The sequence below is a fragment of the Bdellovibrionales bacterium genome, assembly GCA_018266295.1.
Classification (GTDB): domain Bacteria; phylum Bdellovibrionota; class Bdellovibrionia; order Bdellovibrionales; family Bdellovibrionaceae; genus JACMRP01.
Window position 1 is genome coordinate 16,976 of record JAFEAQ010000017.1, and the last position, 25,350, is coordinate 42,325.

The following is a 25,350-nucleotide window of genomic DNA, read 5'->3' on the forward strand; positions in this document are numbered from 1 at the left end:
TACGGTGTGGACACTCCGAAACAAGGTTGGTACCAGAGTCCCACAAATAAGGAGACTCAAATGAAAGCTATTGTTTTTTCTTTCGCATTGGTTTTGTCAGGTGTTGCACATGCTAACTGCGTATCTGAAATGATGCCTAAAACTCACGGTGATCTTGAGTTGGCTCAACAGATGTGCCGTTTGGCTGCAAAAAGCTGCGACGTCGGCGCGATCATTCAAGCTCACAACGGTATCAACTACGCGGACGCGATCGCTCTTTGCGCTAAATCACCAGCTGTGGATTCTGATATGGCTGAGTGCTTGGCACAAGGTTACAGCTACTCGACTTGCCAACAGCACTAGTTGGTTTTTAAGTTCACATCTGCTGCCAAACTGGGGTGTCAGCGGGTGATGAACATCATCGTGGCAGCTGTTTCATTCACCACACGCTGAGAAATCGCCGGCTGATTGATGAAATAACCAAAGGCTCTCAGACGGTTCGTGCGCAGCGGACCGGGAGTTGTGTTTTCCAAATTCCACGTGCTTTGATAAGCAACATTGGCGAATTCTTTTTTCCAATCCCACGCATTGAAATGAGCCTGGCCCCATTGACGGGCACTGTTTGCAAGATGGCAGCTCGCACAGTCGAGAGTTCCCGGATTGTGCTTTGTCGGATTTTCATATTCATAGACGCTGACCATGATTTTCTTAATCTGTTCTTCACTGTATTTCTTTTTTGTCGTCGCGGAATCTTTAATCAGTTCTGAAAATGCAGGATCTTGTTGTGGTGGCGGCATCATTCCGCCGGTGAAACTTGCGAATTGCGGAGAGCTCACAATCACTCCCTGAGACATTCCCCCGATGCGGGCGACTTGGATATTTTTAGTCTGGCCACCAACCACATCAAATCCCTGGAAGATCCACATGAGTTCCCCGTTCATCACATTCATTGCGGTCACACGAACGAGGTTCTTCTCGCCGCAATATTTAAAAATCATCGTGCGAAGATACTTCCAGTACGGGCCTTCGTAGCCCTCTTGGCGGAGTTGTGGATGGATTTGCAGAGCATCGGTGGGCTTCCCTGAGGAAAGCTTTTGCCAATCTTGAAGGAGCTGATCAAAGGTGGCGTCGTCGAATTCATAAAAGCTATGCACACCGGCATCACGAGTCGTCACAGTGTCCGCAGCAACAAACACCGGCTGCCACACCAGACGAATCTGCTTGCGGCAGTTCTGCGGGCCTTCGCCCTCGGTGAAGCAAGGATCCAGCCGAATGGCCACTAACTTCAGCTGGTCGCGGTAAGTCACCGAGTTTGGAAACTCCGGAATCAACTGTGGCAAGGCTTTAAACACGGTCGTCGGAATCAGAATCCCCTGCGGGCCTGTGCCCTCTGCGGGGCTAATAAGTTGCTGATACTGAGAAGCCTCAGGCAACGGCAACAGAATAGAAATATCATTGAGGCTGAGAGCGAGCGCAGACGAAGCACTCACAGAAAGAAGAACTGCGATGACAAGACGAGGTAGGTATTTCATGTGTCTTAGTCATCGCAGTCCCAGGAGGCGAATTCAATCTTCAAATGGTTTTTGAAAGACAATTGAATACGCTATTGATTAGCTAGCCGCATTATTCCCAATGACGCTGCATTTTCTCGATTTTGTCGACGATCTCTTTTTTCTGCTCTGGAGTCAGAGTTTTGTGAAGAGCCGCCACCTTATCAAGGTACTTGTCGACTTTTGAATCCATGCGCGCTTGGCGTTCTTTGATCAGTGTTTTGACTTTCTCTTTGTCGATATCATCGGCAAGGATCATGGATTTCAAATCACCTTTCATCGATTGACGAAGAGCTTTTTCTTCAGCGAAATCTTTTTTCATTTCACCGACGATGTCTGCGAGCAATGCTTTTTGCTGATCATTGAAATCAAGTTTGTAGGCAATGGTCTCGCTGATCGCTGTCATTTTTTCTTCAGGCGATCTGTGGCAACCAGAGGCCATCATACCGATACCGCCGATGGCGAGTAAAATACCGAGGGCTCTAAAGCCTCTACGGAAATGGGGTCTATGGCCCCAAGGGCCTCTGCCAAAATGTCTGTGATCGAATTTCATATATTCCTCCATTCAAAGGGGTTCGTGTTCATGAAATCAGTGTATTGGCTTTTAAAGCCCCCGTGGTTGCAGGAATGTTAATGATTGTAACAAATTGTAACTGCTTGATTATTCTGAGAAAAACGCTTTTAGCGCGGCGATGTTTAGACTATGATGTCCTTATATGAATCGCATAGCACTGATCGATGACGACCACAAATTAGGTGAGCTTTTGAAGCAATACTTTCTGCAATTCGAATTGCAGATCACGCAGTATACGACGCCTTCAGAAGCTTTCTCGGGACTTAAAAGAGAAAAGTTCGATGCGATTATTTTAGATGTGATGCTACCTGAGATGGATGGCTTTGAAGTCTGCAAAAAAATTCGTACCTTCAGCGATCTGCCGATTCTGATGCTCACTGCGCGCGGAGAAACTTCTGATAAAGTTTTAGGTCTTGAACTCGGTGTCGATGATTACCTGCCGAAACCTTTTGAATCGCGCGAGCTTGTGGCACGCATGAAGAGTCTCATTCGTCGCTATAAAAAACCTTCTTCGGCGGCGAAGCTTAAGTCCGGCGAGCTTGTGTTAGATACGCAACTTCGCGCAGGCTATCTCGGCAGCGAGAATCTTCAGCTCAGCACTCACGAGTTTGAATTGTTAAAGTTACTCATGACCCACTCGGGGCAGAGCCTTTCCCGCGATCGCATCATGGATGAACTCCGTGGTGTCGACTGGGAGGCCTACAATCGCAGCATCGATGTGGCGATCAGCCGCCTTCGTCAGAAATTAAAAGATCCCGCAAAAGATCCTGTCTTTTTGCGCACTGTTTGGGGCGAAGGTTACTGCTTCATCGCCCCTGTCGAGGAGATCGTATGAGACGCGACCGCGACCAACGCCGCCGTGACTGGGAACATCGTCGCCACCAATATCGTGAACACATGGAACATTGGAAGCGCGAACATCCATGGCAACATCGCTACTTCAAACGCTATGGCAGCCGCCTAGGCCCGCGCATTCTGATCCGTATCTTTCTGACATTCTTGCTGACAGCCTTTGTCTTGCTAGGCGGAGTGTTCATGCTGAGCCGAACGCTCAGTCCTGATCACCGGCTTTCTCCGGCGATTGAAAAGAATGTCGTGTTCTATCTTGAAAGCCTTCAACAAAAACTCAATCAATCACTGAACGAAGACGGCATTAAGAATTTTGAGAACGAATTAAAACTCTCAGCCCGTGTCGAGGGCTTTGATCGCCTCGCTGATCAGCAGGGTTTGCCAAAGTTTTCGGACCTGCACGAGCAAGATGAAAAGTTTTCGGACAAGATTGCCGTCGGTCACAGTGGCGGCTATTTCTTTGCAGAGCTGAAAGGAGCCTCACCGCGAACGGTGTGGTTTGTTTCTCCGCGCGAGTTCCCACGCAACTTCACTTTCCCGTTTTTAGGCATCGCGGGTTTTATTCTATTTATTCTGGTTTTGAGCTTCCTCACGATCCGCTGGATGATGCTGCCGATTAAGTCCGTTCTCGTCGGCGTCAACAAAGTCACCGCCGGCGATCTTAGGTATCGTATTCATATGCGCCAGCGCGGCGACTTCCAAATTATCGGTGAAGCCTTTAATCGCATGGCCGATGGGCTAGAGAAAATGCTTGTCGCTAAAGAGCAGCTCCTTCGCGACGTGAGCCACGAACTCCGCAGTCCCCTCACTCGCGTGAGTGTCGCCGTTGACTTGATGCCAGATGAAAAGCTCAAAGCTTCCATTAAAGACGATCTTCGCAAGATGGAGGACCTGATTTCGCAGATTCTGGAATCTTACCGCATTAAAGAGGGCGTTCGCCTCCAGAAAGCCCCGGCAGATCTTTGCGAGCTGATTGAAAATGTCGTCGGCGATTATGAGGCTTCAGCTCCCGGTGTGAAGTTCAGTTCTTGCAAAGACGCCGTGGTTGAAATCGATGCAATGCAAATAGAACGCGTTCTGATCAACTTGATTGAAAACGCCATCAAGTATTCTAAGCCTGATTCTTCACCGATTGTGGTGACTCTCGATAAATCAAAAACTGATTGGCTTATCAAAGTCCGCGACAATGGCACTGGTATTTCTGAAAAAGATCTGCCGCATATCTTTGAGCCTTTCTACCGTGCTGACGCTGTTCGTACGCCTGGCAAATCCGGCTTTGGGTTGGGCCTTGCCATAGCAAAAAGCATCGTAGAAGCGCATCAAGGAAGCCTGACAGTCTCGAGCCAGCTCGGAGAAGGATCTGAATTCACGATCCGCCTGCCTGCTGACAAATATGACTAAGAACGGACATTTCTTTCCAAACTCAGCCTCGGCCCCGCGATATCATGGCACAGAGGTGAAGCTATGCAAGAAAATCTCAATAATCAAGACAGAGATATATTAGAAGCCGGCACAGGTTTCATGATGAGCCTCTATCAAATGGTCACCCAGCTTGAGCACAATGGTTATAGCGAAAACCTCGGGGCAAAGGGCGATCATTTTGAAGCACGCTCTGGAAAAATTAAACTTTATCCAAAAGATTTTGTTGTCGACAAAATGCTTCGCTTCGAAAACACATCTGACCCGGATGATCAGGCCATCATTTATGCAATCTCAGCTCCTCAGTTGGGGGTTAAAGGCGTTTATGTTGATTCTTATGGAATCTATCAAGACAGCATTTCTCCAGAGTTACTCAGAGCGCTGAGGCAGGAAATTCACGAAATACACTAATGCGCGTGCTTAAAGTACTGGACGGCGCGCTCATGCTTTTTCGCGGCTGCCAGGGATTTAAAAGTGCCGAGGTTTCGGCGTTTGCCCGTTTTTGGGTTTTTCTTGCGGGAATAAAGACGGTATTGGCCGGTTTTGAGTCGACGGATCATAGGGTCTCCTGAAAGTGAGTTTAAAACTTTCGACGGCCCGCGGAGTTTATTTTTTCGCGATCTTCTGAGCAATCACCGTTTGGTGCCAAGAAGTCTTTTCGTCAAATTTTCCGCCCTGGAGAACTCCCCACGTATTGACGACGCGGAAGCCCGCTTTCTTCAGCATCGCTTTCATTTCTTTGTGCGAGTATACGTTCTGGCTGAATGAACCACGGGTGATCTCGGTTTTCTTTGTGCGTGCATCAATGATTGTCCAGTGAGACTGCGTGCGCATTTTTTTAAAATCGAGATTTGCTTGGTCGATCATGAAAACGTTTTTGCTGATTTCATAGCCGGCATTCAATGGTTTCGCGAGACGGTGTTTTGCGCCGTCGCCGTTGATCGTGTTAATCACGAAGAAACCGCCAGGCTTTAAAACTTTGCTCACTTCTTTAATCACGCGGAAATCATCGCTGCGTTTATCAAAGAAGCCAAAGCTGTTATACAAAGACACAACGAGATCGAAGCTGTTCTTTTCGAAATACTTTGAAGTCTCTTTCATATCGCCGCGAATAAAACCGATCTCAAGCTTGTTCACTTTCGCGCGGATCTCTGCCACATCGAGGAAGCTCTTCGTGTAATCAAGACCAATGACATCAAAGCCGCGCTTTGCAAGCTCGATCGAGTGACGGCCTTCACCGCAGGCAAGATCCAGCACTGAGCAGGGTTCTTTAATCTTAGCTTGGCGCAAAACCTCGTCGACTTCCATCGCCGTCTGTTTGCCCTCGCGGGATTTAAACATCACCTCGCCGGTAATTGGTTTAAAGAAGCTTTTCCACCAGTTTTTTTGCGCCTTTTTCATGTTTACTCCAGGTTGATGCGGGGAATATTAGGTGAAGGATCACGAAAAAGATACTATATTCCCGGCATGACAGCTTACGAACAACTCGGCGGAGAAGAAGTTCTCCGCAAACTCACTCAGCGCTTTTACGAAATCATGGACACCGTCGAAGACTTCAAAGAACTTCGCGCCATGCATCCGGGGAACATTCAGGGCTCTGAAGAGAAACTTTTTATGTTCCTTTCAGGCTGGCTGGGTGGACCGAATCTGTTCATGGAAAAGTACGGCCATCCCCGTCTGCGGGCTCGCCACATGCCGTTTAAAATCGACAAAGAGGCCCGCAATCAGTGGGTTATGTGCATAGTTCAAGCTTTTGATGATGTGAAAATTGGCGAGCCTCTACGCACAGAGCTTCTGCATTCCCTGCTCAAGCTCGCCGACCACATGAGAAACGTTCAAGAAGCAACGTGAGGAGTTTTTGGCGCTGTCTTTTCGATGGCGCCGGCATTTTTATGACGTGCGCCCGGAACGTGGCTCTCAAAGCATTGCATTCCGCAGAACACGTAACCTTTGCGTTCGCCGTTACACGTAGAAACACTGCAAATATAATAGTTGGCGCCTAATCCGATCGGCTTTTTACAGGTGCTGCATTTACGCCAGTAATCTTGGGGTGTAGAGTCCATGCTCCTATTTTAAACAGCTCTAGTGGGCTTTATCAAGAGGACAACGACCAGAATTTTGGCAGCGCACGAGAGCGTCTTGAAGCTGCTGCATCTCGCCGAGATTATATGGGATTTCCACGTCGAAGCCTTTGCGCACGCCGCCCATTTGAGAAATAAAAATAAACTTCTCTAAACCATGGAAGTTGTTCTCGGTAAATTTAAAATCAGCATTGTGCGCGGTGAAGTTAATTTTGTTCGCAAACTGCGTGAGGTGCCACATAAAGCGGTCTCGCTGCATTTTCGCCTTATCCATCGCTGCACTGAAGTCGTGCCAGCACTTTACTTCACCGACGAGCTCGACATGCTGAGTGCCCTTGTTCACAACAACCAGATCGAGTTCTCCAACTGTGCCGTCACCGACATCGTACTCAACACCTGAAGTAAGCGCGTAGTGGTCTGCAGGAAAGGATTGTTGCATTTGCAAGATAACGACCTGCTCGCAAACGGCGCCGTCAGGTTTATAGTTCACGCCCGTGTCTTTGATCGCATCAAACAAAACTTGAAGCTTTGGCGGCAAAGGAGGAATCGGCTTTCCGGCAAAAACAGAAACTGAAAAGAAAAACACCACTGCCGGCAGAATATACTTCATAGAGCCCCCTCTGAATTCGAAGACCTCGGTCTAACAGCCCCAAAAGCTCTTGTCTAGGGGCTCCCGATAGTATTTCCTTATTACATATGATTTCCGTGCTTAAAAAGATGCCAAATTCATCAGGGGCGAAGAGGCTTATCCTGTTTCATCACGCCGGCGGCGGTGGCGGCCAGTACTTTCCGTCTTTAAAGCCGTTTACTAGCAAATATGAAATCTATTGCATGGATCTGCCCGGCCGCTTCCTGCGCCTGGATGAACCCCCGTTCACTTCGATGACAGAGCTATTGACTGCGATGAAAGAAAACATCCTCGCACTTCCGCCGCTGCCCACGTATTTCTTGGGTCATAGTTTCGGCGCGCTCGTCGCTTATGCTTTGGCGTGGGAACTTCAGGGGAACATCGATCTTCGCGGTCTGGGACTTTCGGCACTCCGCGGATCTTCTCCAGAAAGCCGCTTAGGTCACGAACGCCTCAGCACCATGACGGATACAGATCTTGTAAATGAAATTGAAAAGTTTCAGGAGCTACCAGCGATTGTAAAACGTGAACCGACGTTTCTGACGATGACCCTGCGGGCTCTTCGCAATGATTTCTCGGTGATGGCGAGTTTTCATAATCCGCATCGCCAGGAAAAGCTCGCGGTCCCGACTTTGGTTTTCGGCGGCACGGACGATCCGCAGGTCTCTTTACAGGGTTTGAGCGAATGGCAAAACCTCGTGGAGGCGAAAAAAAATCCCCTGCTCTTCACAGGGGATCATTTTTATATCTTTTCTCAGATGCCCGGAGTCTTGGGCGAGTTGCTTAAGCTCTAAAGAGTGAGCTTTTCTTTACGAGCATAATCTTGCCAGAGCAAAACCATTTTCTCGCGCGTCGTTTTTGCATCACCGAGTTTAACACCCGTGAGCTTTTCCATTCCACCGACAGAGGCTGCTTGAACACGAGCGTCTTTATCGTTAAGGAATTTCGTGAAAAGTTTCAACTCGTGATCCGCCGGCTTTTGTGCCATGGCTTCAACGATTTGTGAACGGATCCAAAGACTTTCTTGATTGCGGAAGTTGTACTTTTGATTCATCTCTTCCCACAAAAGATCGCGCACTTCAGGACGAGGGCTCTTTTGCAAAACGTCGACCGCCGCCGAGCGAACCACGAGAGCTTTGTCTTTCAAAAGTTTCTTCGCCAGTTTTTGTGCTTCAGGATCATTCACTTCAGCCAGTGCCACTAAAGCGGCGTTACGCATGAACCATTGCTTGTGAACAGACGCTTTCAAAAGATCCGGCGTCGATTTTTCGCGACGGCCTTCAGCAGCCATCATCAAGGCGCGCCAACGAAGACGCATGCTTTGATCTTCGGCAAAGGCAACAGAGATAAACTCTTTGTACATATCTTCCGTCGTTGAAAGCAAAGCTTGGGTGCGGTTTTCTGGTGGAAGATTCAAGATCTCCATCACGCGGGGGCGCAGATTGTTTTTAGCGGGAATAGCCGCTTGCACACTCAACGTAGGAACGAGAGCCAAAGTCGCAGTCAGGATTAATTTTTTCATACTAACTCTTTTTGTTGAAGTTTTCGAATTCAGCAAGAAGCTTTTCGTTTTCATCAGCTGGTGGAGCCGCAGGTGCAGGTTCAAGAGTGCCGGACTTCTGTCCTTCCACTGCAGCGGCAAATTCCGCCATCAGGGAGTCATCAATTGCGCCCGCTGCTTCTGTCGAAGCCGCCGGAGCCGGTTCTGCCGCCGGTGCCGTGGCTTCAGCAACAGGTGCAGCAGCAGCCGCTGGGGCTGCTGCTGGTGCCGCCGGAGCGGCTGGGGCTGCGGGAGCTGGCGGAGCGGCCGGAGCTCCACCACCGCCACGAACGGCCTCGAGCTCTTTTGTCAAACGCGCGTTTTCTTCTTTGAAGAATGAAAGATCCGCGATGTCTTCGCTGATAATTTCATACTCCGCTAAACGGGCTTCTAGTTCTTTGATTTTTGCTTCGTAATCAAGACGCTCTTTTTCAGCTAGGCCCGCTGCTGCAGAAGCTGCTGCTGCGATGTCTTGAGCGCTGGGTCCACCGGTACCGGCTTGGGCTGCTTTTGCTGCTGCCGCCGCTTTATCTTGTAGACCGACAATTTGTTTTTCTTTTTCTTCGAGAGCTTTTTTTAACTGAGCAAGCTCTTGAATCATTTCAACCGGAGCTTCTCCGCCGGCACTGGCACCTGCGGCGCCCTCATGAATAGAACCCGCAGCTTTAATGCTGGCTTGCTGTTGTTCCAGGATTTTTTGTAAAGTCTTTTCGATTTTGACAGTGTCGGCACCGCCACCACCGCTGGTATCGAAAGTATCAACGCCTTTTGCACCAAAGAAAGTGCGATATGCGAGATAGATCGCCGAAATTAGGATCAATGCCACCAAAGTTTCAATGATGGCCGCGTTATAATGACTCCAAAATTCCAAAAATTTTTCCATGCTTAGCTCATTCTCACCGCCTAGTTGCACAAGGTCAAGAAGCCTCGGTAAAACTCTCCTTCTTTCCGTCTAGACCAAAGAAGGGGCCTCGTGCTAGCGTGTTCTTCAAGCAGGTGATTTATGTCGCAAACGCCGTTCGATTTAATACTCAAAAACGCCACTGTTCTTGTTCCAAACCCACATGGTTTAGGCCTTATCGAGGACAAACTCGACGTGGCGGTCGCGGACCGCAAGATCGCAAAAATTGCCCCGCAAATTAATGAGTCCGCAGCAAAAACCCTGGACCTTAAAGGCTTGCATTTGCTGCCCGGAGTGATCGACTCCCAAGTTCATTTTCGCGAACCGGGTTTGACTCATAAAGAAGACCTTGAAACAGGAACTCGCGGTGCCGTCCTTGGTGGAATAACAACAGTTTTTGAAATGCCGAACACGGCCCCTTCAACTACGACTCAAGAAGCCTTTGAAGACAAACTCCATCGTGCCCAGAATCGCTGTCACTCTCACTATGCCTTTTTCATCGGCGCTTCGGCTGAAAACGCGAGCGAATTAGCAAAACTAGAAGTGCTTCCCCACTGCTCTGGCGTCAAAATCTTTATGGGAAGCTCCACCGGCAGCCTGCTCGTGGATAACGACGAGGCGCTTGAAAAAATCATGCGCTCCGGTCATCGCCGCGTGATTGTTCACTCGGAAGATGAAGCCCGCATGCGCGAGCGCCGTCACATCGCTACGGATTCCCAGGACGTCCACATGCATCCCGTATGGCGCGATGCTGAGTCGGCTTTGATTTCAACCAAACGTCTGATAGGCCTTGCTCGCAAAACCGGCCGCAAAGTTCATGTTCTGCATGTTTCCACCGGCGATGAGATGGACTTCTTGCAAGACAAGAAAGATATCGCCACGGTCGAAGTTTTACCCCAGCATCTGACGCTGTTTGCTCCGGACTGCTATGATCGTTTGAAAAACTATGCTCAGCAGAATCCGCCGATTCGTGAAAAGCGCCATATGGACCGCATCTGGAAAGCGGTTCTCGACGGCACGGTGGATATTATCGGTTCGGATCATGCGCCACATACGCGCGAAGAAAAAGAACGCCCTTATCCGCAAAGTCCTTCGGGCATGCCGGGCGTGCAAACACTGCTACCGATTATGCTCAATCACGTGAACCAAGGTCGCTTGCCACTCACGCATTTTGTGCAACTTGTGACTGAAAATCCACGCCGCGTATTCGGCCTCAAAGACAAAGGCCGCATTGAAGTGGGCTGTGACGCCGACTTCACGGTTGTCGATATGAAAAAAGAGCGGGTGATTGAAAACAGCTGGATCGCCAGCCGCTCCGGCTGGACTCCCTATGATGGAATGAAAGTTCAAGGCTGGCCGACGCACACGATTTTGCTCGGCGAAGTCGTGATGGAAAACGATTTCATCGTTTCTCCGCATCGCGGTCAGGGAGCTTGGTTTGAGACCAACTAACGGCCGACAAGCGGCGCTGTCCTTCTTTTTCGGCGGGCTTCTTCCCGTCATTGCCTTTACTGTGATCGAAGAAAAGTACGGCGTGATCGCGGGTCTTATCGCCGGCATGGTGTTTGGTTTTGGCGAAATTCTTTTTGAACTCATTCGTCACCGCAAAGTCGCGACGATGACTTGGATCGGAAATGGTTTATTGCTCGTCCTCGGTGGGATCTCGCTGATTTCCAGCGAAGGACTGTGGTTTAAACTTCAGCCCGCCATCATGGAGGGTGCTTTTGCGATCGCCATGTGGGGCTCGTACCTTATTAAAAAGCCGCTGCTAGTTTTCCTCGCTGAAAAACAAGGTCAACAGCTGCCGGAGCCGATTAAGAAAAAACTTGGTGGCGTGACTCTTCGGACCGGGTTTTTCTTTGCGATTCATACTGGCCTCGCCATTTGGGCAGCTCTGGAGTGGACGACAACAAACTGGGCCTTGTTAAAGGGCATTGGTCTCACCGTCAGTTTTATCGTTTATTTGGGGGCCGAGGTCTTTTATCTGCGCCGATCTGCAGTTAACATGAAGGAATGAAGAAGCTTCTCGCTATAATTTTGTGTTTCTCTGCGACCGTTAGCTGTAGCAAACTCGATGTCGCCGTTTCGTGGGCTGATACCTATATCGTTTCGCAAGTGGATGACTATTTTGATATTAAGTCTACGCAAAGAAAAGATCTCAAAGAATCACTGAAGAAAGACATTGAGAAGATCCGCAAAGAACAATTTCCTCTGTGGGCGGCAGAACTCCGTCGCTTCGAAAAAGATGTTCGTGACGATACTCTTAATGAAGCGTCCTTCCACGACTATTTTGATAAAACTCTGGATACCAGTAAAAAGATTCAGCCGTACTTCGCCGACACCGCCGTTAAGTTTATTTCAACGACGACACCGGCTCAGCTAGAACATTTTGAACGCACCCTGCGAAAAAATAACGTAGAGGATGAAAAGAAGATTCAAAACGGCAAGAAGACCCGTAATGAAACCCGTAAGAAATATCTTCGTTGGGTGGAAATGTGGATTGATTCTCTGTCGAAAGACCAAGACCAGCTTTTGAACCAACATTTGGATGAAAACCCTTTCCCCGCATTAGCACTAGTAAAAAATAAAAACTACGTCCTTGAGAAGTTTCATGAAGCCCGAAAGTCTCCCGAGAGCCTTAAAAACTTCGTCCGCAACTACTACCATAACAAGTATCAGTACGCAGACCCTGACTATCAGAAGGCTTTGGTGAGCTATCAAGCCGGGCTTGAAAAATTCATTTACAGCCTTATCAAGTCCATGAACGAAAAACAGAAGAAGCTTCTCAGTGAAAGTCTCACGGAAAAAGCCTCTTCTTTGGAGCGCCTCGCTGCTAAGGACTAGAAAGCAGCAAGACTCCAAATTTAAATTTTAAAAACTACGGACCGCATCTTCTCCACTGAAGGTGGTACACCAAACCTGATGTCAAATCGGCAGAGTCGACCGTGATCATAGTTTGTTGCTGTTGGCGGTTTGTTTGCGCCATGATCGAGCTGTTCACGCGAAGATTCACGCTAGCTCCGCACGGAGTCCAAACCATAGTTTGCGCCACGAGACCATCAGACAAAGTATAGTTGTCATTAGTAGGACCAGAGTACACACGGGCAAAGCGAGGACCGCGAGATCCTGCCCAAAAGTACTCAGTATCCATACGAGTGTAAGCACCCGCCGCTGGAATCAAGTTGAAGCCGCGATAATCCACTTGGAAAATGGAAACGCTGTAACCATTAGGGACTTGAACCGGAATCGAGATGTTGCACGATTTGCGATCCACTGTTCTTCCCGTTGTCGAACCCGCTTCCGCCAAGTACGAATCGAAAAGAATACTGAGCGCCGTCTCATCCGGACTCAAGGTGACGCTCGCACTTCCGGCAGGACACCCTGTGCCTCCGTAAGCAGGCTGACCGAGTTTAAGGCCAGTTTGCGCCTGAGCTGTTAGACTCCCCGCAACAAGTAGCACGGAAAGAACAGACGATAGTAGCTTCATAAAAATCCCCCTTTTGGTGTTAATGGTGGTTTCATTTTGCAGAAACATCACTCACGCAGAAACACTAAAGCAAAGCACGGGCCAAGTGTTTTGGAGACTGAACGAAACTGGTGCGTTTTGGTTTTTCGGTGTCGGATTGTCCGGAGATTTTTTATTTCACTAAGAAGGGAACAGGACGAAGTGTTTCGGTGCTACCATCTTCGCGAATGAGTTGCGCTGAGAGTTTTTGAGTGCCACGTGAGATCGGCCACATTAAATTCTTGTTTGTAGTTTCACCTAAGTACTTTTCATTCATCCACCAGCGCACGCGGTCTTTCGCGCCGGCGTTTTCAACTTTAAGCTCTAGTGCCTGCGCGTTGGCTGGTAAGCGCGGATCCCAGGCAAGCTCCACATGCGGGAGCGGGAATGAAATGCGCGCCTCCGTATGCACCGTTCCTACCGCCGAATTTGCTACCGAGCCCACGGTGTTTTTTAGCTCTGTGCCGGGGATGAAATATTCGGTGTAAGATTGGCACTCATTCGCGGTCTTTAATGTCACCATCTCACCTTGTTTGCAGATCTCTTGCGCGATGAGGTTTTCATTCAATGCCAGCGGTTTGGTCGCCGGCATTTCTTGATTGAGATAATTAAACACCGATCTTAAGAGCAAAGCGGGACCACGCGCACCGGTGTTCCCCTCTGTCGGACGACGATCCAAATCGCCCATCCACACGCCGACCACATAGCGGCCGTTAAATCCGACAGCCCAGGCATCACGATAATCGGTGGCGGTTCCGGTTTTCACTGAAGTTGGTGCCGGAAAGTTCAGAATCGAAGTGGCACCGAATTCCATCAAACGTGCTTTCGGATCAGCTAAGATATTGCTTACCAAACTTGCCGCCATTGGTTCCAAGATGGGTTCTGTGGTGCGAGTCGGCTCCATCTTAAACCAGCGAAGCGGACGCACGCGTCCTTCGTTGGCAAACAAAGTATAAGCTTGCACCAGATCCAATAACGTCACTTCACTGCTTCCGAGGGCTAACCCCTCGCCATAAAAATCAGCGTTCTCGCGCAAGGTTGAAAACTGCGCGCGTTTCATAAATTCTAGCAACGCTTCCGGTGTCACGAACTTGACGGTCTTAATCGCCGGAGTGTTCAGAGAATTCCCGAGAGCTTCACGGATGGTCACCGGGCCATAGTATTCTCGGCTGTAATTACGAATGGCGTGCACTCCGCGGCCAACAGCAGTTACTAGCGGCTCATCAATAATCACTGTCGCCGGTGTCCATCCCTTTTGAAAAGCCAGACCATATAAGAACGGTTTTAGTGTTGAACCCGGCTGGCGCGGAACAAGAACCGTATTGTAGCTCGTGCCGCCTGAAACGGACCATGCAAGCACTTCCCCCGTCTGATGATCCGCCACCAACAGAGCGCCGTGATTCACGTTCTTCTTTTTAAGGTTTTCAATTTCATGATCTAAAAGATTCTGCGAAAAATTCTGCAGGCCACCGTCGATCGTGGTTTCAATAATGCCCGCGGTTACTCCGTGGCTCTTTCCCCACTCTTGAAACGACTTCCGTGCAAAATCAGAAAAGGCACTGGCATTGATTTCAACCTGCGACATCCGCGACAGATCAAAGCCACTTAGTTTTGCCACATGAATCGACTCTTCACTCGCAAGATCAATCCCCATGTCTTTTGCGAGCCACTCGATCCGCTTAATCAGTCTTTCAGGGTAAAGTTTCGGATCAAACGACGACGGCGCACGAACCAGCACGGCAAGGCTCAGCATCTCGGCGTGGTTCAGAGTCCCGATGTCGCGGCCGAAATAATATCTTGAAGCCTGATTCACTCCGCGGCGTTTGCCACTGTAAGGAACTTGATTCAGATAAAATTCGAGGATCGTGACTTTATCCCAGCGTGCCTCAAGCGCGTACGCTTCCCAAGTTTCAATCCAACGTGACCAGAACGTGCGCGGTCGAGGTGTCAGCATTCTGACAACTTGTTCAGTAATCGTACTTGCGCCCCGATGAATCTGCCGGTCCCGAAGAGCCGCATAAAGTGCGCTCGCCCGCCCCTGCCAATCAACACCCATATGAGTGTAAAACTTGCGATCTTCCGAAGTCAGAAACGCTTTGACGAGAAACTCCGGCACCGCCGAAATAGCGACTTGATCGAACTCGTTCCAGCGATTGTCGTAGGTATCAACGAGGCGATCGCCGCGACGATCGACAATCAACTGACGCTGAACTTGGCCTGAAACCTCAAACGAGTTCTTCGGCGGCAAGCGGAAGTCATAGATCGTCTTTCCCATGACAGCTGTCACAAGAAAAACGAATCCAAGAATCATCCCGCGCACCACTTTATACACTATTGAACCTCAAGAGTATCCGCTGTGGTTTTACCAAAGACATCCGGGTCATACATTTCTTCTGCATGCATCGGCATCACAACAAACGAGCCCGGCGCAATGGCTTGGGCCATGTATGAAAGCTGATAGCGACCTTTTTCAAGGTACTCCGAGTAGAAACGGACGCTGTCGTGACGAATTTCTTGATGATAGAATCCATAGAAGCTTTCTGAGAAGTAGTTCCAGTCATCAAACTTCCATAGATAAGCACCGCGATCGATCTTGTCCTTAGCTTTGTTAGCATCTACAGCCGATGTGTTTGCCAGATCTTCGTTCAAGACCTCGAGGCCGCCTGGAACCGGATCATTCACAACGACAAAGCTGCGAGCAGATGGGACGTTGACGTAAAGGTTCACGCGAACGAGTTCACCTTTTTTAATTTTCATTGGCGAGGTCAAAAGAACAAACTTACCTGCGCGCTCAACGAGGTACTCACGGCGAGCTTCGATCCCAGCATTACGGCTTTTCGCGAAGTCTTCTTTCGGTGCGTAGGTGATCGCGGCCGTATAGTACAATCTTCCTTGGCCTGTGCGATCGATTTGAATCTCGGTTTTCGTGCCCGGATCTGTTGGCAGAATATCGCGTTTAAATTCCAAAGGCTTTTGACGGAAATCTTTGATCTCGCCCGAGCCAAAGTTTTTACCCGCCAAAGAAACACTGACTTTCATTGCCGGCTTCGTGGCTTCATAACGGCGGCCGTAATCAATCAAGGCTTCGGAGCAGAACATGTTCTCTTGAGTGTTTTCCCAGCGTTCTTTGCCCTTACGAGCCTGAGTGATGGTGCGAACCAGTTTGAATGGCACATCTGAAATCATCGACTGAGCCCAAGGTTTTACCGCCGCCTGAGAGAGGGCTGATAAAATCGCACACTGAGTGCGCGTTTCAGTGGAGTGAATGCGTGTCCAGCCGAAATCCTGCACTTCAGAGAAGCGGAACTTACCGCCGGTTTCATTCGCCGTTCCTAAGATCGCACTGAGGGCCTCTTTCGCCGCCGCTTCACGATCCGAGAACTGTAATGCTGCTTGCAAGTAGTGAGCCTTCCCGAAGAGATCCATGGTCTTGATGTGAGAACGATAGCGCTCAACATCTTGTGAGTTAATAGACTTCGATTTCGCTAAAGCCGCAAGAGCCACTGCCCGCACCGTCGAAGACATCCCCGCCGAGTAGAAGCTCGGAGAAACATCCGTACGAAGCATTCCCAAGAGGTACTTGTTCAACTTCTCAAGCATCGCCGCAGGAACTTTTTCACCGCGCTCTTTGAGCCAGCCAAACGCAAGCGCCGTGTAAGCACTCAAGTAAGGTGACACATAACTGTCTTTTGCCTGGTAGTAGCACATGCCCCCATTCGGAGCTTGGAAGCCCGTCGCATCTTCGAGAGTCATTTTCACGATCTCCGGAGCTTGAGGCCATTTAAAGTTCGGATCAATATAGTCTTGCAGCTTGAAGAAACTACTCGCCGCCACACCTTTTGTGAGGCGCTGTTCCCAGCACATATATGGATAAGAGCGCATGTAAGCAAACGCGCTTTCCACGTTACCGATCACGGTTCCTGTTGCCGCAACTGTTATGTTACCCACATCCGTGTAAATATCTTTCGGGAAGCTCACCGCTTCTTTGGATTTCGCTTCGGTCGTAGAAACATAGTTTGCTTCCGTCAGGAATGAGCGTTTTCTGAGGACTGGCAAATCGGATTTCATGCCGTCTTTATCCAGCGCATCCCCCGCAACCACTGTGAACTGGATATTGCCGTCAGCAGCGTTACGGATTTCTTTTAAGAGCGGCACCTTCACGTCGAAGTCAACAATCTGACGCTTGTATGGTTCTGCATGCACTGTTTTTTCAATGAGTGCGTTGCTCTTCGGATCAAGAACCACATCACCCGTTGCGCTCACAGTGACTTTCAAGTCGCGGGGTTTATCCGTGCGGTTCATCACACTGAAAGCCCCTTTAAAGGTATCACCTTCACGGACGATATTAGGCATCACCGGGCGAACTTCTGTCGGGCGATTGGCTTTGAATGTGCCTTGGCCAAGTCCCATGCGATCGCTCGCCGTTGTCGCGATCACAAGAACACGCCAGCCTGTAAGGTTGTCAGGGATTTTAAAATCAAACTTTACTTGGCCTTTATTATCGGCTTTCAGAGAAGGATTCCAATACGCAACGTACTTAAAGACCGAGCGCATAGAAAGACCGCCCCCGTCACCACCGGCATTGGCGCCCTTCTTTTCAAACTTTCTGCGCCCCACGAGCTGCATTAATATATCAAAATTCGTCACATCTAATGGATCGAGCTGATAGAAGCCCTTATAGATATCAAAGTAATCGCTTCCGCCGTTGATGAGGTCAAACACGGCCTCATCAAGAACTGCGACAGCAAATTCGACTTTCTCAAGCGGACGCGGCGATTTGGTCGACGCTGCTAAGTTGACTGTGACTTTCGAGCCCGGCTTGTACTCCGGCGCATCTGTCACAACTTTGACATCAATCTTTTTCACCGGATTGTCTGGAACGATTTTAATGTAACCCATCTTAAACGTCGGTTTACCAAGATCGACTTGGTTTTCACCCAGCGGTTTTACCACCCGCGGAGAGAACACCGTCACCGACAAATGCGCTCCCGGCAGCATGTCTTCAGTGATCGGAACTTCTACAACCGGTGTTGAGGTGTCAAATTTTTGAGTCCACGATTTCAAAACGCCATAACGTTCAATCGAAATCAAAGCCTCAGCCCCCGGGAATGGATTCTGTACGAGGTATTTCGCGGTCTCACCGACTTTTGGATTCGACTTCTCAGCAATGATACTTAAAGAAGAGTTCTCATCCGTGTCCCAGACGACGATATCTTTACCCGCCACATACATCGACTGAGTATTGACGTTCTCGCGACCTTGTCCATCTTTCACTTTCGCGATGATTTTGTAGCTGCCGGCCATCGTCGGACGGAAGCTGCAGGTAGAGTCTTTTTCACTCGTTGCTTTCGTGCAAGAACCCGCCTTGACCCATTCAGATTTGGTTTCTTCGAGATAAGCATTGCCCGAGCCCTTCATACGGACTTTCTTCACTTCAAGGCGCTGAATTTCAATATCGACCGGAATTCCTTTCAACACCTGGCTCTTGGTATCGACAACGATGTAGTTGAAATCGGCTTCCTGATTGGCTTGATAAAAGAACTTATCCTGACGAAGACCGACAAAGCGATCCACAGCATAATACTTCGCCGACTTCACCGCCGAATAGAACTTGCCGCGGTCATCCGAGATATCGCTTGTTACGATCAAGCGACCGCACTGAATGTTTTTCTCGCTCAAAGGAATTTCATTTTTCAAATCCCCTTGGTGATTGAGCTGCTCTTCTTTTTCAAACACGGTTTCGCGCTGGCCATAGTAACCGCCACTGCACTGAAAACCGTAACGTTCCGCCAACGGGTTTTTCTGAGGTTCAAAATCTCCTCTGACCAGAGATACGTTGATACGTGCTTTCGCATCAGCAAATGGTCCCCCGGAATGCAAACGCCCCCGCGAGTTCAAAGTGATCTTTTCACCAAAGCGATAGATATCGCGATCAATATCATTTTCAGGACGGAATGGCGCCGGAGTGAAGTCCGTCACCAAAACTTTGTGTGAAACAATTCCCGCGACGCGGCCGCCACCTTCACCGTCTTCGGAATCACCACTCTCAGCGCCGTTTCGTTTCTCGAGATAGTTCGAATTGACATGGAAGCGATACCAGCCGACCGGCGCATTCTTCGCAGTCTTAAATGAACCATTGAAGCCACCGAAGTCGTTCAGAAGAATTTTATCTTGTTTAAAGACTTGGTTGCCCGTTGGGTCCGTCACAACAAGGCTGTAAGTCCCTTTCGGAGCCGGGACAAAACGCTGAACATTTTGCTCACGCACGTAGATTTTAAAATCAATTGTGTCCCCCGCACGGTACACGCCTTGCGGAGACGTTCCCCAGATTTTAATATGCCCGTACTTGGTTTGCGGAGAAGAATACGAATACTCCCCTTCACGCGAATTCCACTGCGCATAGGACTGGAACTCATATGCCAAAGGCACAATCGCAATGTCGTTGCCTTTCTTCACTTGAATCATCAGCTTCGGATCATTAAAGCCATAACGACGGCCCGTTAAATCCGGATCATAACTGATCGTCCCCGGCAAGTTGGCCAGGCCCTCTTTACCGGTTTTACCGAGAACTTTTTCGCTATGAAGATCTGCGATCATCGCAAAGGTCGAACTGAATAATGTAATATCTGCGCCTTCAATAGGTTTCCCGGTCGCAAGGTCTTTCACCCAGATCAAACTATTGTAGTGACCTTCTTTGTAGTGAACATAGAAAGGTGTTACCTGGAAGAAACCACGGTTGCGACTTTCCTCATAGCCCGTAGGCAACGTCGAACTCGTTAACACTGAATACACAACCCCGCTCTGGCCATCGAGCATCTTACGCACGCCGAGTGGAGTTGCGTAAGCAAGGTCGTCGACTTTTTGTAGAGCGACCGGAATTTTTTGGTTCTTCTTCACGAGCGCCGCTGTTTTAGCGGAATACTGCGCGTACACGTCCGTCAAATTTGTGACAAACACCGGGATTTCAGAATCAATGCCTTTTTCCAAAACGCCGAACTCATAACCGAGCATCAGCTTCGGAGAGCGCGGATCCGTTTTAAAACCAATCTGAAACTTCGCGCCGAGCTTACGACCGAACATGTCTTCAACATTTTCATTACAAGCCAGTGTGAAGTCGGTGCGAGCTTTCGCCACCGCCGGCAACTGCACTGAGAAGACTCCGTTGGCGACGGGAGCCGCGTTGTAGCTAGCGTAGCTATAAACATTCGCCCAGAACTCTTCTTCCCCCTCGCCTTTCTTTAGCGGCGAGAAAGTACAGTTCTTTTTAAAGCTATCGAGATTCACAGGCACAGAGAACTTCACATAAAGATTCTTCAGCGGGTTGCATGTCGACCCCGTCAGCGGCGCCATGTTCGGATTTGCAGATCCCTCATCGTCAGGACAGTTAAAGCCGGCAAACTTAAATGCCGGGTACGTCACAAAGGTCACGACGTCGCGATTTTCTGCGCCCAATAACGGACCTTCTTTACCTTGCAACCCCGGCTTCACATGCACAGAGACGTTGGCGCCATCTTTGAAATCCGAGCGCGGCACCACCGTCCAGCGCTGAGAAACCGTGCCGGCTTTGGCCTCTTCTTTCACGGCTTTCATGACTTCATTTACCTTATCACTGTTAAGATAAATCTTTTCTGCCGCCTCAAGAGATAGAACACGCGTCGGCACCGCCACACCGTTCTCGGTGAATTCGATGGACTTCATCACGCTCTCTGCAGTGACAAAGCTATTAAAGCTCAAGTTCACAATCGGAAAGCCTGGCGACAACCAACGACTGAAATCATGATACGTCACTGCCGGACGAGCCGTCGCAAACGTGCTCATGAAATCCTGAGCAAGACTGACGCCTTTGAGATCCTTGATCTCTTTCTTCACGACAACGCGGTACTCGGTTGCAAACTTCAGCTGCTGATTTTCAGCAAGCTTACATGACAGCGTCGTGGTGTTAATCCAACGCCACTCGCACTCCAGCTTCGGCGTGATCGTAACAGGAATCTGAGCAGTCTTCTCAAACTCACCCAAGGCCACCATCGGCTTATTGAAAGTGATGTTCACGGAATCTGTTTGCGTGACATTTTCTCCGGTCGGAAGAACACGCATCACTTGCAGATTTTGGGCATTGGCAATGTTGAAAAAAAGAAAAGAAGCGAAAAACAGAAGCGTTTTTGTAGTCATGATTCCTCTTATATAAGAGGCACTAAACTATAATTGTGGAACGCTTCGAGCAATAAAAAAGGCCCCGTTTCCGGAGCCTTTTCGTCGCCTGTAATTTGTCTTTTTACAGCAACACTCTTTTATGGAGTGCCGCAGAATGGAAGACTTGGTTCAAGCTGGCAGATGATTTGGCAGATCATCGGATCGCCGAGTGGGCATTGTCCAGGTTGGCCAGGGTTTCCTGGGTTGCCAGGAGGATTGCTTGGCGGTGGGTTGCTCGGTGGCGGATTGCTTGGTGGATTTGGATCTGGCGGAGCTGGTGGTTGACCAGGGTTGCCAGGATTCGACGGTGGCGTTGGTTGTGGAGCTGGTTGAGAAGAACCTGCGCCCACATTGATGTTCAAAGTTGCAGCAGTCTTGCCAGTTGAATCTGTCACAGTCACAACAGTTGTCCCGTTGCTCATGCCTGTCAATTCACCATTGTTGTTCACAGAAGCTACAGATGAGTTGCTGCTAGTGAATGTGAATGGAGCCGTTCCATGCCATACTTGGAAGTTGATCTTTTCGCCAGAGCCGATAGTTGCAGCAGCCGGAACCAAAGTCATCTTCTTAGAGATCACAGCATCAACAGCTGCAAGAGCGTCCACACGGCAGTTACATGCAGTTTGGATCTGAGCTTTCGCACCAGTTGTTTGCAAGATCGCGCGCACTTGAGCACCTGTCAAAGATGCATCTTGAGCTTTCATCAAAGCAACCAAACCAGATACAAGCGGAGTTGCCATAGAAGTTCCAGACAAGTCGCCGTATTTGTTACCTGGCAAAGTAGAAGTGATGTTCAAGCCTGGAGAAGCCAAGTGAACTTTTGCAGTTCCGTAGTTTGACCAAGATGGTTTCTCATCGTTAGGGCCAGAAGCCGCAACAGTGATTGAATTCGGCAAACCGTTGTTCGCAGGATATACTTCAGTCGTATCGTTGTTTTTACCATCGTTCGCTGCAGCAGCGACGAAGATCAAACCAGCGTCATCAGCGCGTTTTACTGCCTCAAGCAATGGCTGAGCCGTCGCGCGAGGAACAGAAGCACCCCAAGAAGCAGAGATCACTTGAACTTTGTTAGCGATCGCATAGTCGATAGCTTTGATCGCGTTGTTCAAGTCACCGGATCCGTTTTCAGTCAAGAAACGAAGAGGCATGATAGAAACTTCAGGGCTGATACCGACGATACCACCATCAATAACACCCGTCGCGCCAATCACACCCGCACAGTGAGTCCCGTGACCAGGGTTTTGGAAACCAGTTTTATCCATTGGATCGTTGTCGTTTTCAGCAAAGTCATAACCTTGAACCATGTTTGGTTTCAAAGCATCGTGATTGTAATCAACACCCGTGTCGATCACTGCCACAAGAACGTTCTTGCTGCCTTTGTTACCAGCACGTTGCCATGCCTGTTCAACTTGCACTTTTGCATTGGCCCATTGATTTTTCAAAGCCATCATATCCATTGGCGCTGAGAAAGTGTGCAATTTGAAGTTTGGCACAACGTATTCAATTGCTGGATTTTTCAACAATGAAGCCAAAGTTGCCGCTTCATTTTGCTTATTGATATCTACTTTAACCAAACGGCCGATAGTGTGGTTGTCCAACACTTGGATTTGGTTGCTGTAAGAAAGAGTGCTGAGTGTAGAGTACGCGCTAGTGTTTCTATACTTAACCAGATATTCCCCCGCGAATACCTGAGTAGAAACTAGCAACGCGCTCACGAATAAAATGCGTTTCATAGTAGATCCCTCCGTGGTTGGAAAAAATCATAGTCAGACTTACTAATCGAAATACAGCAAAATCTTTTAAGAATCTTAATTTTATGACACACAAAGCAACAGTTGAAAGTGGAACAACTCTCTACAACAATCCTTGGCCATGACATTAATACAAGCCGTTATTCTCGCTATTGTTGAAGGATTGACAGAGTTTTTACCTATTTCATCGACGGGTCACATGGTTTTGACCTCCTATATGATGGGCATTCAGGAAAATGACTTTGTTAAAAGTTTTGAAGTCATCATTCAGTTCGGGGCCATTTTGGCCGTCCTTGTTGTCTATTGGCGGCGATTCCTCCCCCACTGGAGCTTCTATAAGAAACTCTTCGTGGCTTTTTTGCCAACGGCCGTCATCGGATTTATTGTCAAAGACTACGTCGACATTCTCCTCGGCAGCGCTCAAGTGGTTGCGTGGTCGTTTATTATCGGCGGTATTATTCTTATCCTTACGGACAAATACTTTGCGCACTTGAATCACGAGGGCCGCAAAACCGATCAGCTGACATATAAAGACAGTGTGTTCCTCGGACTTTTCCAGTCCATCGCGATGATTCCAGGTGTGTCTCGCTCCGCAGCAACTATTATTGGCGGCCTCAGCCTCGGCATGAACCGCAAAGAGGCGGCGGAGTTTTCATTCTTCCTGGCCGTGCCGACTTTAGCGGCCGCCACTCTTTATAAGACGTTGAAACTTTACAAGACCATCGAGTCGTCGCAAATTTCACTGCTTCTCATCGGCAACATCATTGCATTCTGTGTGGCCATTATTGCGATCAAATCCTTCATTCGTTTTCTGTCGAGTCATGGCTTTAAATATTTCGGTTACTATCGTATTGTGATGGGCATCATTTTCTTGGTGATGATCTACTCAGGAGTGGAACTCAAACTATGAACGAAGCGACTCATTGGATGAACGAAATGACTTTTGGCGTGGCCGCGTGGAAGTGGCTGGTTTTGATCGGCGTCGCCGTTGCCGGCATCGTGTTCTTTTCATTCTTCCGCTATATGGCGCGCAAGCTGAAGAAGCTTTCGGTCTTTCAGAAAAAACCAAAAAGTTTTATTTCATACTATGCGCGAATGCCGATTGAAACGGCGTTAGCCTGGATCTTCATAACTTTGATCTGGTCCTTTACTCTGGATGCTTTGGAGCTGCCGGTTCGCCTTGATAAATACTTGGCGATCACCGTTAAGATTATCTTTTCTTTGAACCTGCTTCGTTTGGCGTACATCGCGATGGACGCTTTGGGCGAGGTGGTGAAGGATTATACGGCAAAGACTCCGAGCACAATGGACGATTACCTGGCACCGATGGCTGTGAAGACGGCAAAAATCCTGGTGGTGGTTCTTGGTGTGCTGATCGTTCTGCAAAATTTCGGCGTGAATGTGATGTCGTTACTTGCGGGTCTCGGTCTCGGAGGCTTGGCCTTCGCTTTGGCAGCGCAAGATGCTGCTAAGAACTTGATTGGCTCTGTGATGATTTTGCTGGATCGCCCGTTTTCGATTGGCGATGCCGTGAAGATCAACGACGTCGAGGGCAGCATCGAATCCATCGGCTTCCGCTCAACCCGTATTCGAACTGTCTACAATTCTTTGGTGACGATCCCGAACTCAACGATGGCCTCTGAAAAAATCGATAACATGGGCGCACGTCCCTACCGCCGGATTCGTCAGGTATTGGGACTGCACTACGACACACCTCCGGAGTTGATCGAGCAATTCTGCGCCCGCGTGAAGTACCTCATTTCGCAAGAGCCTGCGGTGGCACAAGACACGATCATCGTCGCTTTCAATGGCTTCGCGGATTCTACCCTGAACGTATTAGTGAATTTCCACCTGGCGGTCTTCGACGCCAACGAAGAAATGAAGCTCCAGCAAAAAATCTTCTGCGAGATTCTTTCCACGGCAAAAGAAATGGGCGTCATCTTCGCCTACCCAACGCAAACAGTGTACTACATGCAAGACGCGGGAACGCAGAACACGATCTAGGGCCACGGAGGGACTCCGCCGGGGGCCCCTGTGTCAGTGCTGGCTCCGCCCGCGTGGGTCCTTACTGGCTACCGCCGACGTGCCTCCATCCATGAGAATCGAGGACCTAGAGCTGCGCTGCCCTTCGGGTCTCATGGATGGATGGCCGAGGCGCTATCCGCGACTGGGTGTGTACGCTAAGTCTTAGCGTGTGAGAACGGAAACAATCTCCTCCCTCTGATTAAGGTCAACCTATAGGTTCACTATAATCTGAGGAAGAAGGTTGGCTGGTAGTAAGTTATTCCGTTACCTCCTCATGGGTTTTAGGTTTATCCGTAGAGTTCTTTGATTTCTTCTTTGTTCTTTTAAACCCACGAGCTTCCATATCATTGAGTTCATG

23 protein-coding genes are annotated in these 25,350 nt (G+C 49.1%); 11 read left to right on the plus strand and 12 right to left on the minus strand.

What is annotated here, in order from left to right:
* Nucleotides 1-60 precede the first annotated feature (60 nt).
* Complete coding sequence (locus tag JSU04_17095; GenBank protein MBS1972029.1) at nt 61-342, plus strand: hypothetical protein; 282 nt, start codon at nt 61-63, stop codon at nt 340-342.
* 38 nt (nt 343-380) lie between these two features.
* On the opposite strand, the gene JSU04_17100 is transcribed toward JSU04_17095, so the two are convergent.
* Nucleotides 381-1,511, minus strand: coding sequence for a hypothetical protein (locus JSU04_17100; GenBank protein ID MBS1972030.1), 1,131 nt, complete (start codon nt 1,509-1,511; stop codon nt 381-383).
* A 91-nt stretch (nt 1,512-1,602) separates the two neighbouring features.
* Entirely contained in the window at nt 1,603-2,082 is a 480-nt protein-coding gene (locus JSU04_17105) for a Spy/CpxP family protein refolding chaperone (GenBank protein MBS1972031.1), read from the minus strand.
* Nucleotides 2,083-2,245: 163 nt separating this feature from the next.
* On the opposite strand from JSU04_17105, the gene JSU04_17110 reads away from it, so the two are divergent.
* From JSU04_17110 to JSU04_17120, 3 genes are all read left to right on the plus strand, one after another.
* Complete coding sequence (locus JSU04_17110; GenBank protein MBS1972032.1) at nt 2,246-2,938, plus strand: response regulator transcription factor; 693 nt, start codon at nt 2,246-2,248, stop codon at nt 2,936-2,938.
* Nucleotides 2,935-4,353 carry a HAMP domain-containing histidine kinase gene (locus JSU04_17115; GenBank protein MBS1972033.1) on the plus strand — a complete coding sequence of 473 codons (1,419 nt, stop codon included), beginning with the start codon at nt 2,935-2,937 and terminating at the stop codon, nt 4,351-4,353. Before JSU04_17110 ends, JSU04_17115 begins: the two co-directional genes overlap by 4 nt.
* A gap of 63 nt (nt 4,354-4,416) precedes the next feature.
* Nucleotides 4,417-4,782, plus strand: a complete 366-nt coding sequence (locus tag JSU04_17120) for a hypothetical protein (GenBank protein MBS1972034.1) — start codon at nt 4,417-4,419, stop codon at nt 4,780-4,782.
* Here JSU04_17120 and JSU04_17125 read toward each other — a convergent pair.
* Together JSU04_17125 and JSU04_17130 are read right to left on the minus strand one after the other, a co-directional pair.
* Entirely contained in the window at nt 4,779-4,931 is a 153-nt protein-coding gene (locus tag JSU04_17125) for a hypothetical protein (GenBank protein ID MBS1972035.1), read from the minus strand. The genes JSU04_17120 and JSU04_17125 overlap by 4 nt on opposite strands.
* Before the next feature lie 46 nt (nt 4,932-4,977).
* On the minus strand, nt 4,978-5,772 hold the full coding sequence (locus tag JSU04_17130) for a class I SAM-dependent methyltransferase (protein ID MBS1972036.1): 795 nt from the start codon (nt 5,770-5,772) through the stop codon (nt 4,978-4,980).
* A gap of 66 nt (nt 5,773-5,838) precedes the next feature.
* Here JSU04_17130 and JSU04_17135 point away from each other — a divergent pair, with 66 nt between their 5' ends.
* A complete protein-coding gene (locus JSU04_17135) occupies nt 5,839-6,222 on the plus strand; it encodes a group II truncated hemoglobin (protein ID MBS1972037.1) in 384 nt (127 codons plus the stop codon).
* On the opposite strand, the gene JSU04_17140 is transcribed toward JSU04_17135, so the two are convergent.
* On the minus strand, nt 6,207-6,434 hold the full coding sequence (locus tag JSU04_17140; GenBank protein ID MBS1972038.1) for a hypothetical protein: 228 nt from the start codon (nt 6,432-6,434) through the stop codon (nt 6,207-6,209). The genes JSU04_17135 and JSU04_17140 overlap by 16 nt on opposite strands.
* 19 nt (nt 6,435-6,453) lie before the next feature.
* Complete coding sequence (locus JSU04_17145) at nt 6,454-7,062, minus strand: hypothetical protein (GenBank protein MBS1972039.1); 609 nt, start codon at nt 7,060-7,062, stop codon at nt 6,454-6,456.
* Between the two features lie 95 nt (nt 7,063-7,157).
* On the opposite strand from JSU04_17145, the gene JSU04_17150 reads away from it, so the two are divergent.
* Nucleotides 7,158-7,874, plus strand: a complete 717-nt coding sequence (locus JSU04_17150) for a thioesterase (GenBank protein MBS1972040.1) — start codon at nt 7,158-7,160, stop codon at nt 7,872-7,874.
* Here the strand turns inward: JSU04_17150 and JSU04_17155 are convergent.
* Together JSU04_17155 and JSU04_17160 are read right to left on the minus strand one after the other, a co-directional pair.
* A complete protein-coding gene (locus tag JSU04_17155; protein ID MBS1972041.1) occupies nt 7,871-8,602 on the minus strand; it encodes a HEAT repeat domain-containing protein in 732 nt (243 codons plus the stop codon). The two genes, JSU04_17150 and JSU04_17155, sit on opposite strands and share 4 nt — an antisense overlap.
* Before the next feature lies 1 nt (nt 8,603).
* On the minus strand, nt 8,604-9,503 hold the full coding sequence (locus JSU04_17160; protein ID MBS1972042.1) for a hypothetical protein: 900 nt from the start codon (nt 9,501-9,503) through the stop codon (nt 8,604-8,606).
* 120 nt (nt 9,504-9,623) lie between these two features.
* Between JSU04_17160 and JSU04_17165 the strand changes: the two genes are divergently transcribed.
* The 3 genes from JSU04_17165 to JSU04_17175 are packed head-to-tail and all read left to right on the plus strand — an operon-like array spanning nt 9,624 to nt 12,365.
* Nucleotides 9,624-10,973: a dihydroorotase gene (locus JSU04_17165; protein ID MBS1972043.1), complete on the plus strand. Its 1,350-nt coding sequence runs from the start codon at nt 9,624-9,626 to the stop codon at nt 10,971-10,973.
* Nucleotides 10,974-10,989: 16 nt separating this feature from the next.
* Nucleotides 10,990-11,538, plus strand: a complete 549-nt coding sequence (locus JSU04_17170) for a septation protein IspZ (protein ID MBS1972044.1) — start codon at nt 10,990-10,992, stop codon at nt 11,536-11,538.
* Nucleotides 11,535-12,365 (plus strand): hypothetical protein, encoded by an 831-nt coding sequence (locus JSU04_17175; GenBank protein ID MBS1972045.1) that lies wholly within the window; start codon nt 11,535-11,537, stop codon nt 12,363-12,365. The genes JSU04_17170 and JSU04_17175 overlap by 4 nt, the downstream gene beginning before the upstream one ends.
* Before the next feature lie 34 nt (nt 12,366-12,399).
* Here the strand turns inward: JSU04_17175 and JSU04_17180 are convergent, their stop codons facing one another.
* From JSU04_17180 to JSU04_17195, 4 genes are all read right to left on the minus strand, one after another.
* Nucleotides 12,400-13,014, minus strand: a complete 615-nt coding sequence (locus JSU04_17180) for a DUF4360 domain-containing protein (protein MBS1972046.1) — start codon at nt 13,012-13,014, stop codon at nt 12,400-12,402.
* 145 nt (nt 13,015-13,159) lie between these two features.
* On the minus strand, nt 13,160-15,358 hold the full coding sequence (locus JSU04_17185; GenBank protein MBS1972047.1) for a transglycosylase domain-containing protein: 2,199 nt from the start codon (nt 15,356-15,358) through the stop codon (nt 13,160-13,162).
* Nucleotides 15,358-21,195: an Ig-like domain-containing protein gene (locus JSU04_17190; protein MBS1972048.1), complete on the minus strand. Its 5,838-nt coding sequence runs from the start codon at nt 21,193-21,195 to the stop codon at nt 15,358-15,360. The genes JSU04_17185 and JSU04_17190 overlap by 1 nt, the downstream gene beginning before the upstream one ends.
* A gap of 119 nt (nt 21,196-21,314) precedes the next feature.
* The gene (locus tag JSU04_17195) at nt 21,315-22,949 is read right to left on the minus strand and encodes a S8 family serine peptidase (GenBank protein MBS1972049.1); all 1,635 of its coding nucleotides are present in this window, start codon (nt 22,947-22,949) and stop codon (nt 21,315-21,317) included.
* 139 nt (nt 22,950-23,088) lie between these two features.
* Between JSU04_17195 and JSU04_17200 the strand changes: the two genes are divergently transcribed.
* A complete protein-coding gene (locus JSU04_17200) occupies nt 23,089-23,877 on the plus strand; it encodes an undecaprenyl-diphosphate phosphatase (GenBank protein MBS1972050.1) in 789 nt (262 codons plus the stop codon).
* Entirely contained in the window at nt 23,874-24,971 is a 1,098-nt protein-coding gene (locus JSU04_17205) for a mechanosensitive ion channel (GenBank protein MBS1972051.1), read from the plus strand. The genes JSU04_17200 and JSU04_17205 overlap by 4 nt, the downstream gene beginning before the upstream one ends.
* Nucleotides 24,972-25,350 lie beyond the last annotated feature (379 nt).

What these genes read in the sequence shown, in the direction of transcription:
- JSU04_17205 (MBS1972051.1), top strand. Translation starts at nt 23,874, where the DNA reads ATGAACGAAGCGACTCATTGGATGAACGAAATGACTTTTGGCGTGGCC.
- JSU04_17155 (MBS1972041.1), bottom strand. Translation starts at nt 8,602, where the DNA reads ATGAAAAAATTAATCCTGACTGCGACTTTGGCTCTCGTTCCTACGTTG.
- JSU04_17130 (MBS1972036.1), bottom strand. Translation starts at nt 5,772, where the DNA reads ATGAAAAAGGCGCAAAAAAACTGGTGGAAAAGCTTCTTTAAACCAATT.
- JSU04_17195 (MBS1972049.1), bottom strand. Translation starts at nt 22,949, where the DNA reads ATGAAACGCATTTTATTCGTGAGCGCGTTGCTAGTTTCTACTCAGGTA.
- JSU04_17100 (MBS1972030.1), bottom strand. Translation starts at nt 1,511, where the DNA reads ATGAAATACCTACCTCGTCTTGTCATCGCAGTTCTTCTTTCTGTGAGT.
- JSU04_17115 (MBS1972033.1), top strand. Translation starts at nt 2,935, where the DNA reads ATGAGACGCGACCGCGACCAACGCCGCCGTGACTGGGAACATCGTCGC.
- JSU04_17160 (MBS1972042.1), bottom strand. Translation starts at nt 9,503, where the DNA reads ATGGAAAAATTTTTGGAATTTTGGAGTCATTATAACGCGGCCATCATT.
- JSU04_17190 (MBS1972048.1), bottom strand. Translation starts at nt 21,195, where the DNA reads ATGACTACAAAAACGCTTCTGTTTTTCGCTTCTTTTCTTTTTTTCAAC.
- JSU04_17145 (MBS1972039.1), bottom strand. Translation starts at nt 7,062, where the DNA reads ATGAAGTATATTCTGCCGGCAGTGGTGTTTTTCTTTTCAGTTTCTGTT.
- JSU04_17110 (MBS1972032.1), top strand. Translation starts at nt 2,246, where the DNA reads ATGAATCGCATAGCACTGATCGATGACGACCACAAATTAGGTGAGCTT.
- JSU04_17120 (MBS1972034.1), top strand. Translation starts at nt 4,417, where the DNA reads ATGCAAGAAAATCTCAATAATCAAGACAGAGATATATTAGAAGCCGGC.
- JSU04_17105 (MBS1972031.1), bottom strand. Translation starts at nt 2,082, where the DNA reads ATGAAATTCGATCACAGACATTTTGGCAGAGGCCCTTGGGGCCATAGA.
- JSU04_17165 (MBS1972043.1), top strand. Translation starts at nt 9,624, where the DNA reads ATGTCGCAAACGCCGTTCGATTTAATACTCAAAAACGCCACTGTTCTT.
- JSU04_17135 (MBS1972037.1), top strand. Translation starts at nt 5,839, where the DNA reads ATGACAGCTTACGAACAACTCGGCGGAGAAGAAGTTCTCCGCAAACTC.
- JSU04_17175 (MBS1972045.1), top strand. Translation starts at nt 11,535, where the DNA reads ATGAAGAAGCTTCTCGCTATAATTTTGTGTTTCTCTGCGACCGTTAGC.
- JSU04_17125 (MBS1972035.1), bottom strand. Translation starts at nt 4,931, where the DNA reads ATGATCCGTCGACTCAAAACCGGCCAATACCGTCTTTATTCCCGCAAG.
- JSU04_17140 (MBS1972038.1), bottom strand. Translation starts at nt 6,434, where the DNA reads ATGGACTCTACACCCCAAGATTACTGGCGTAAATGCAGCACCTGTAAA.
- JSU04_17095 (MBS1972029.1), top strand. Translation starts at nt 61, where the DNA reads ATGAAAGCTATTGTTTTTTCTTTCGCATTGGTTTTGTCAGGTGTTGCA.
- JSU04_17200 (MBS1972050.1), top strand. Translation starts at nt 23,089, where the DNA reads ATGACATTAATACAAGCCGTTATTCTCGCTATTGTTGAAGGATTGACA.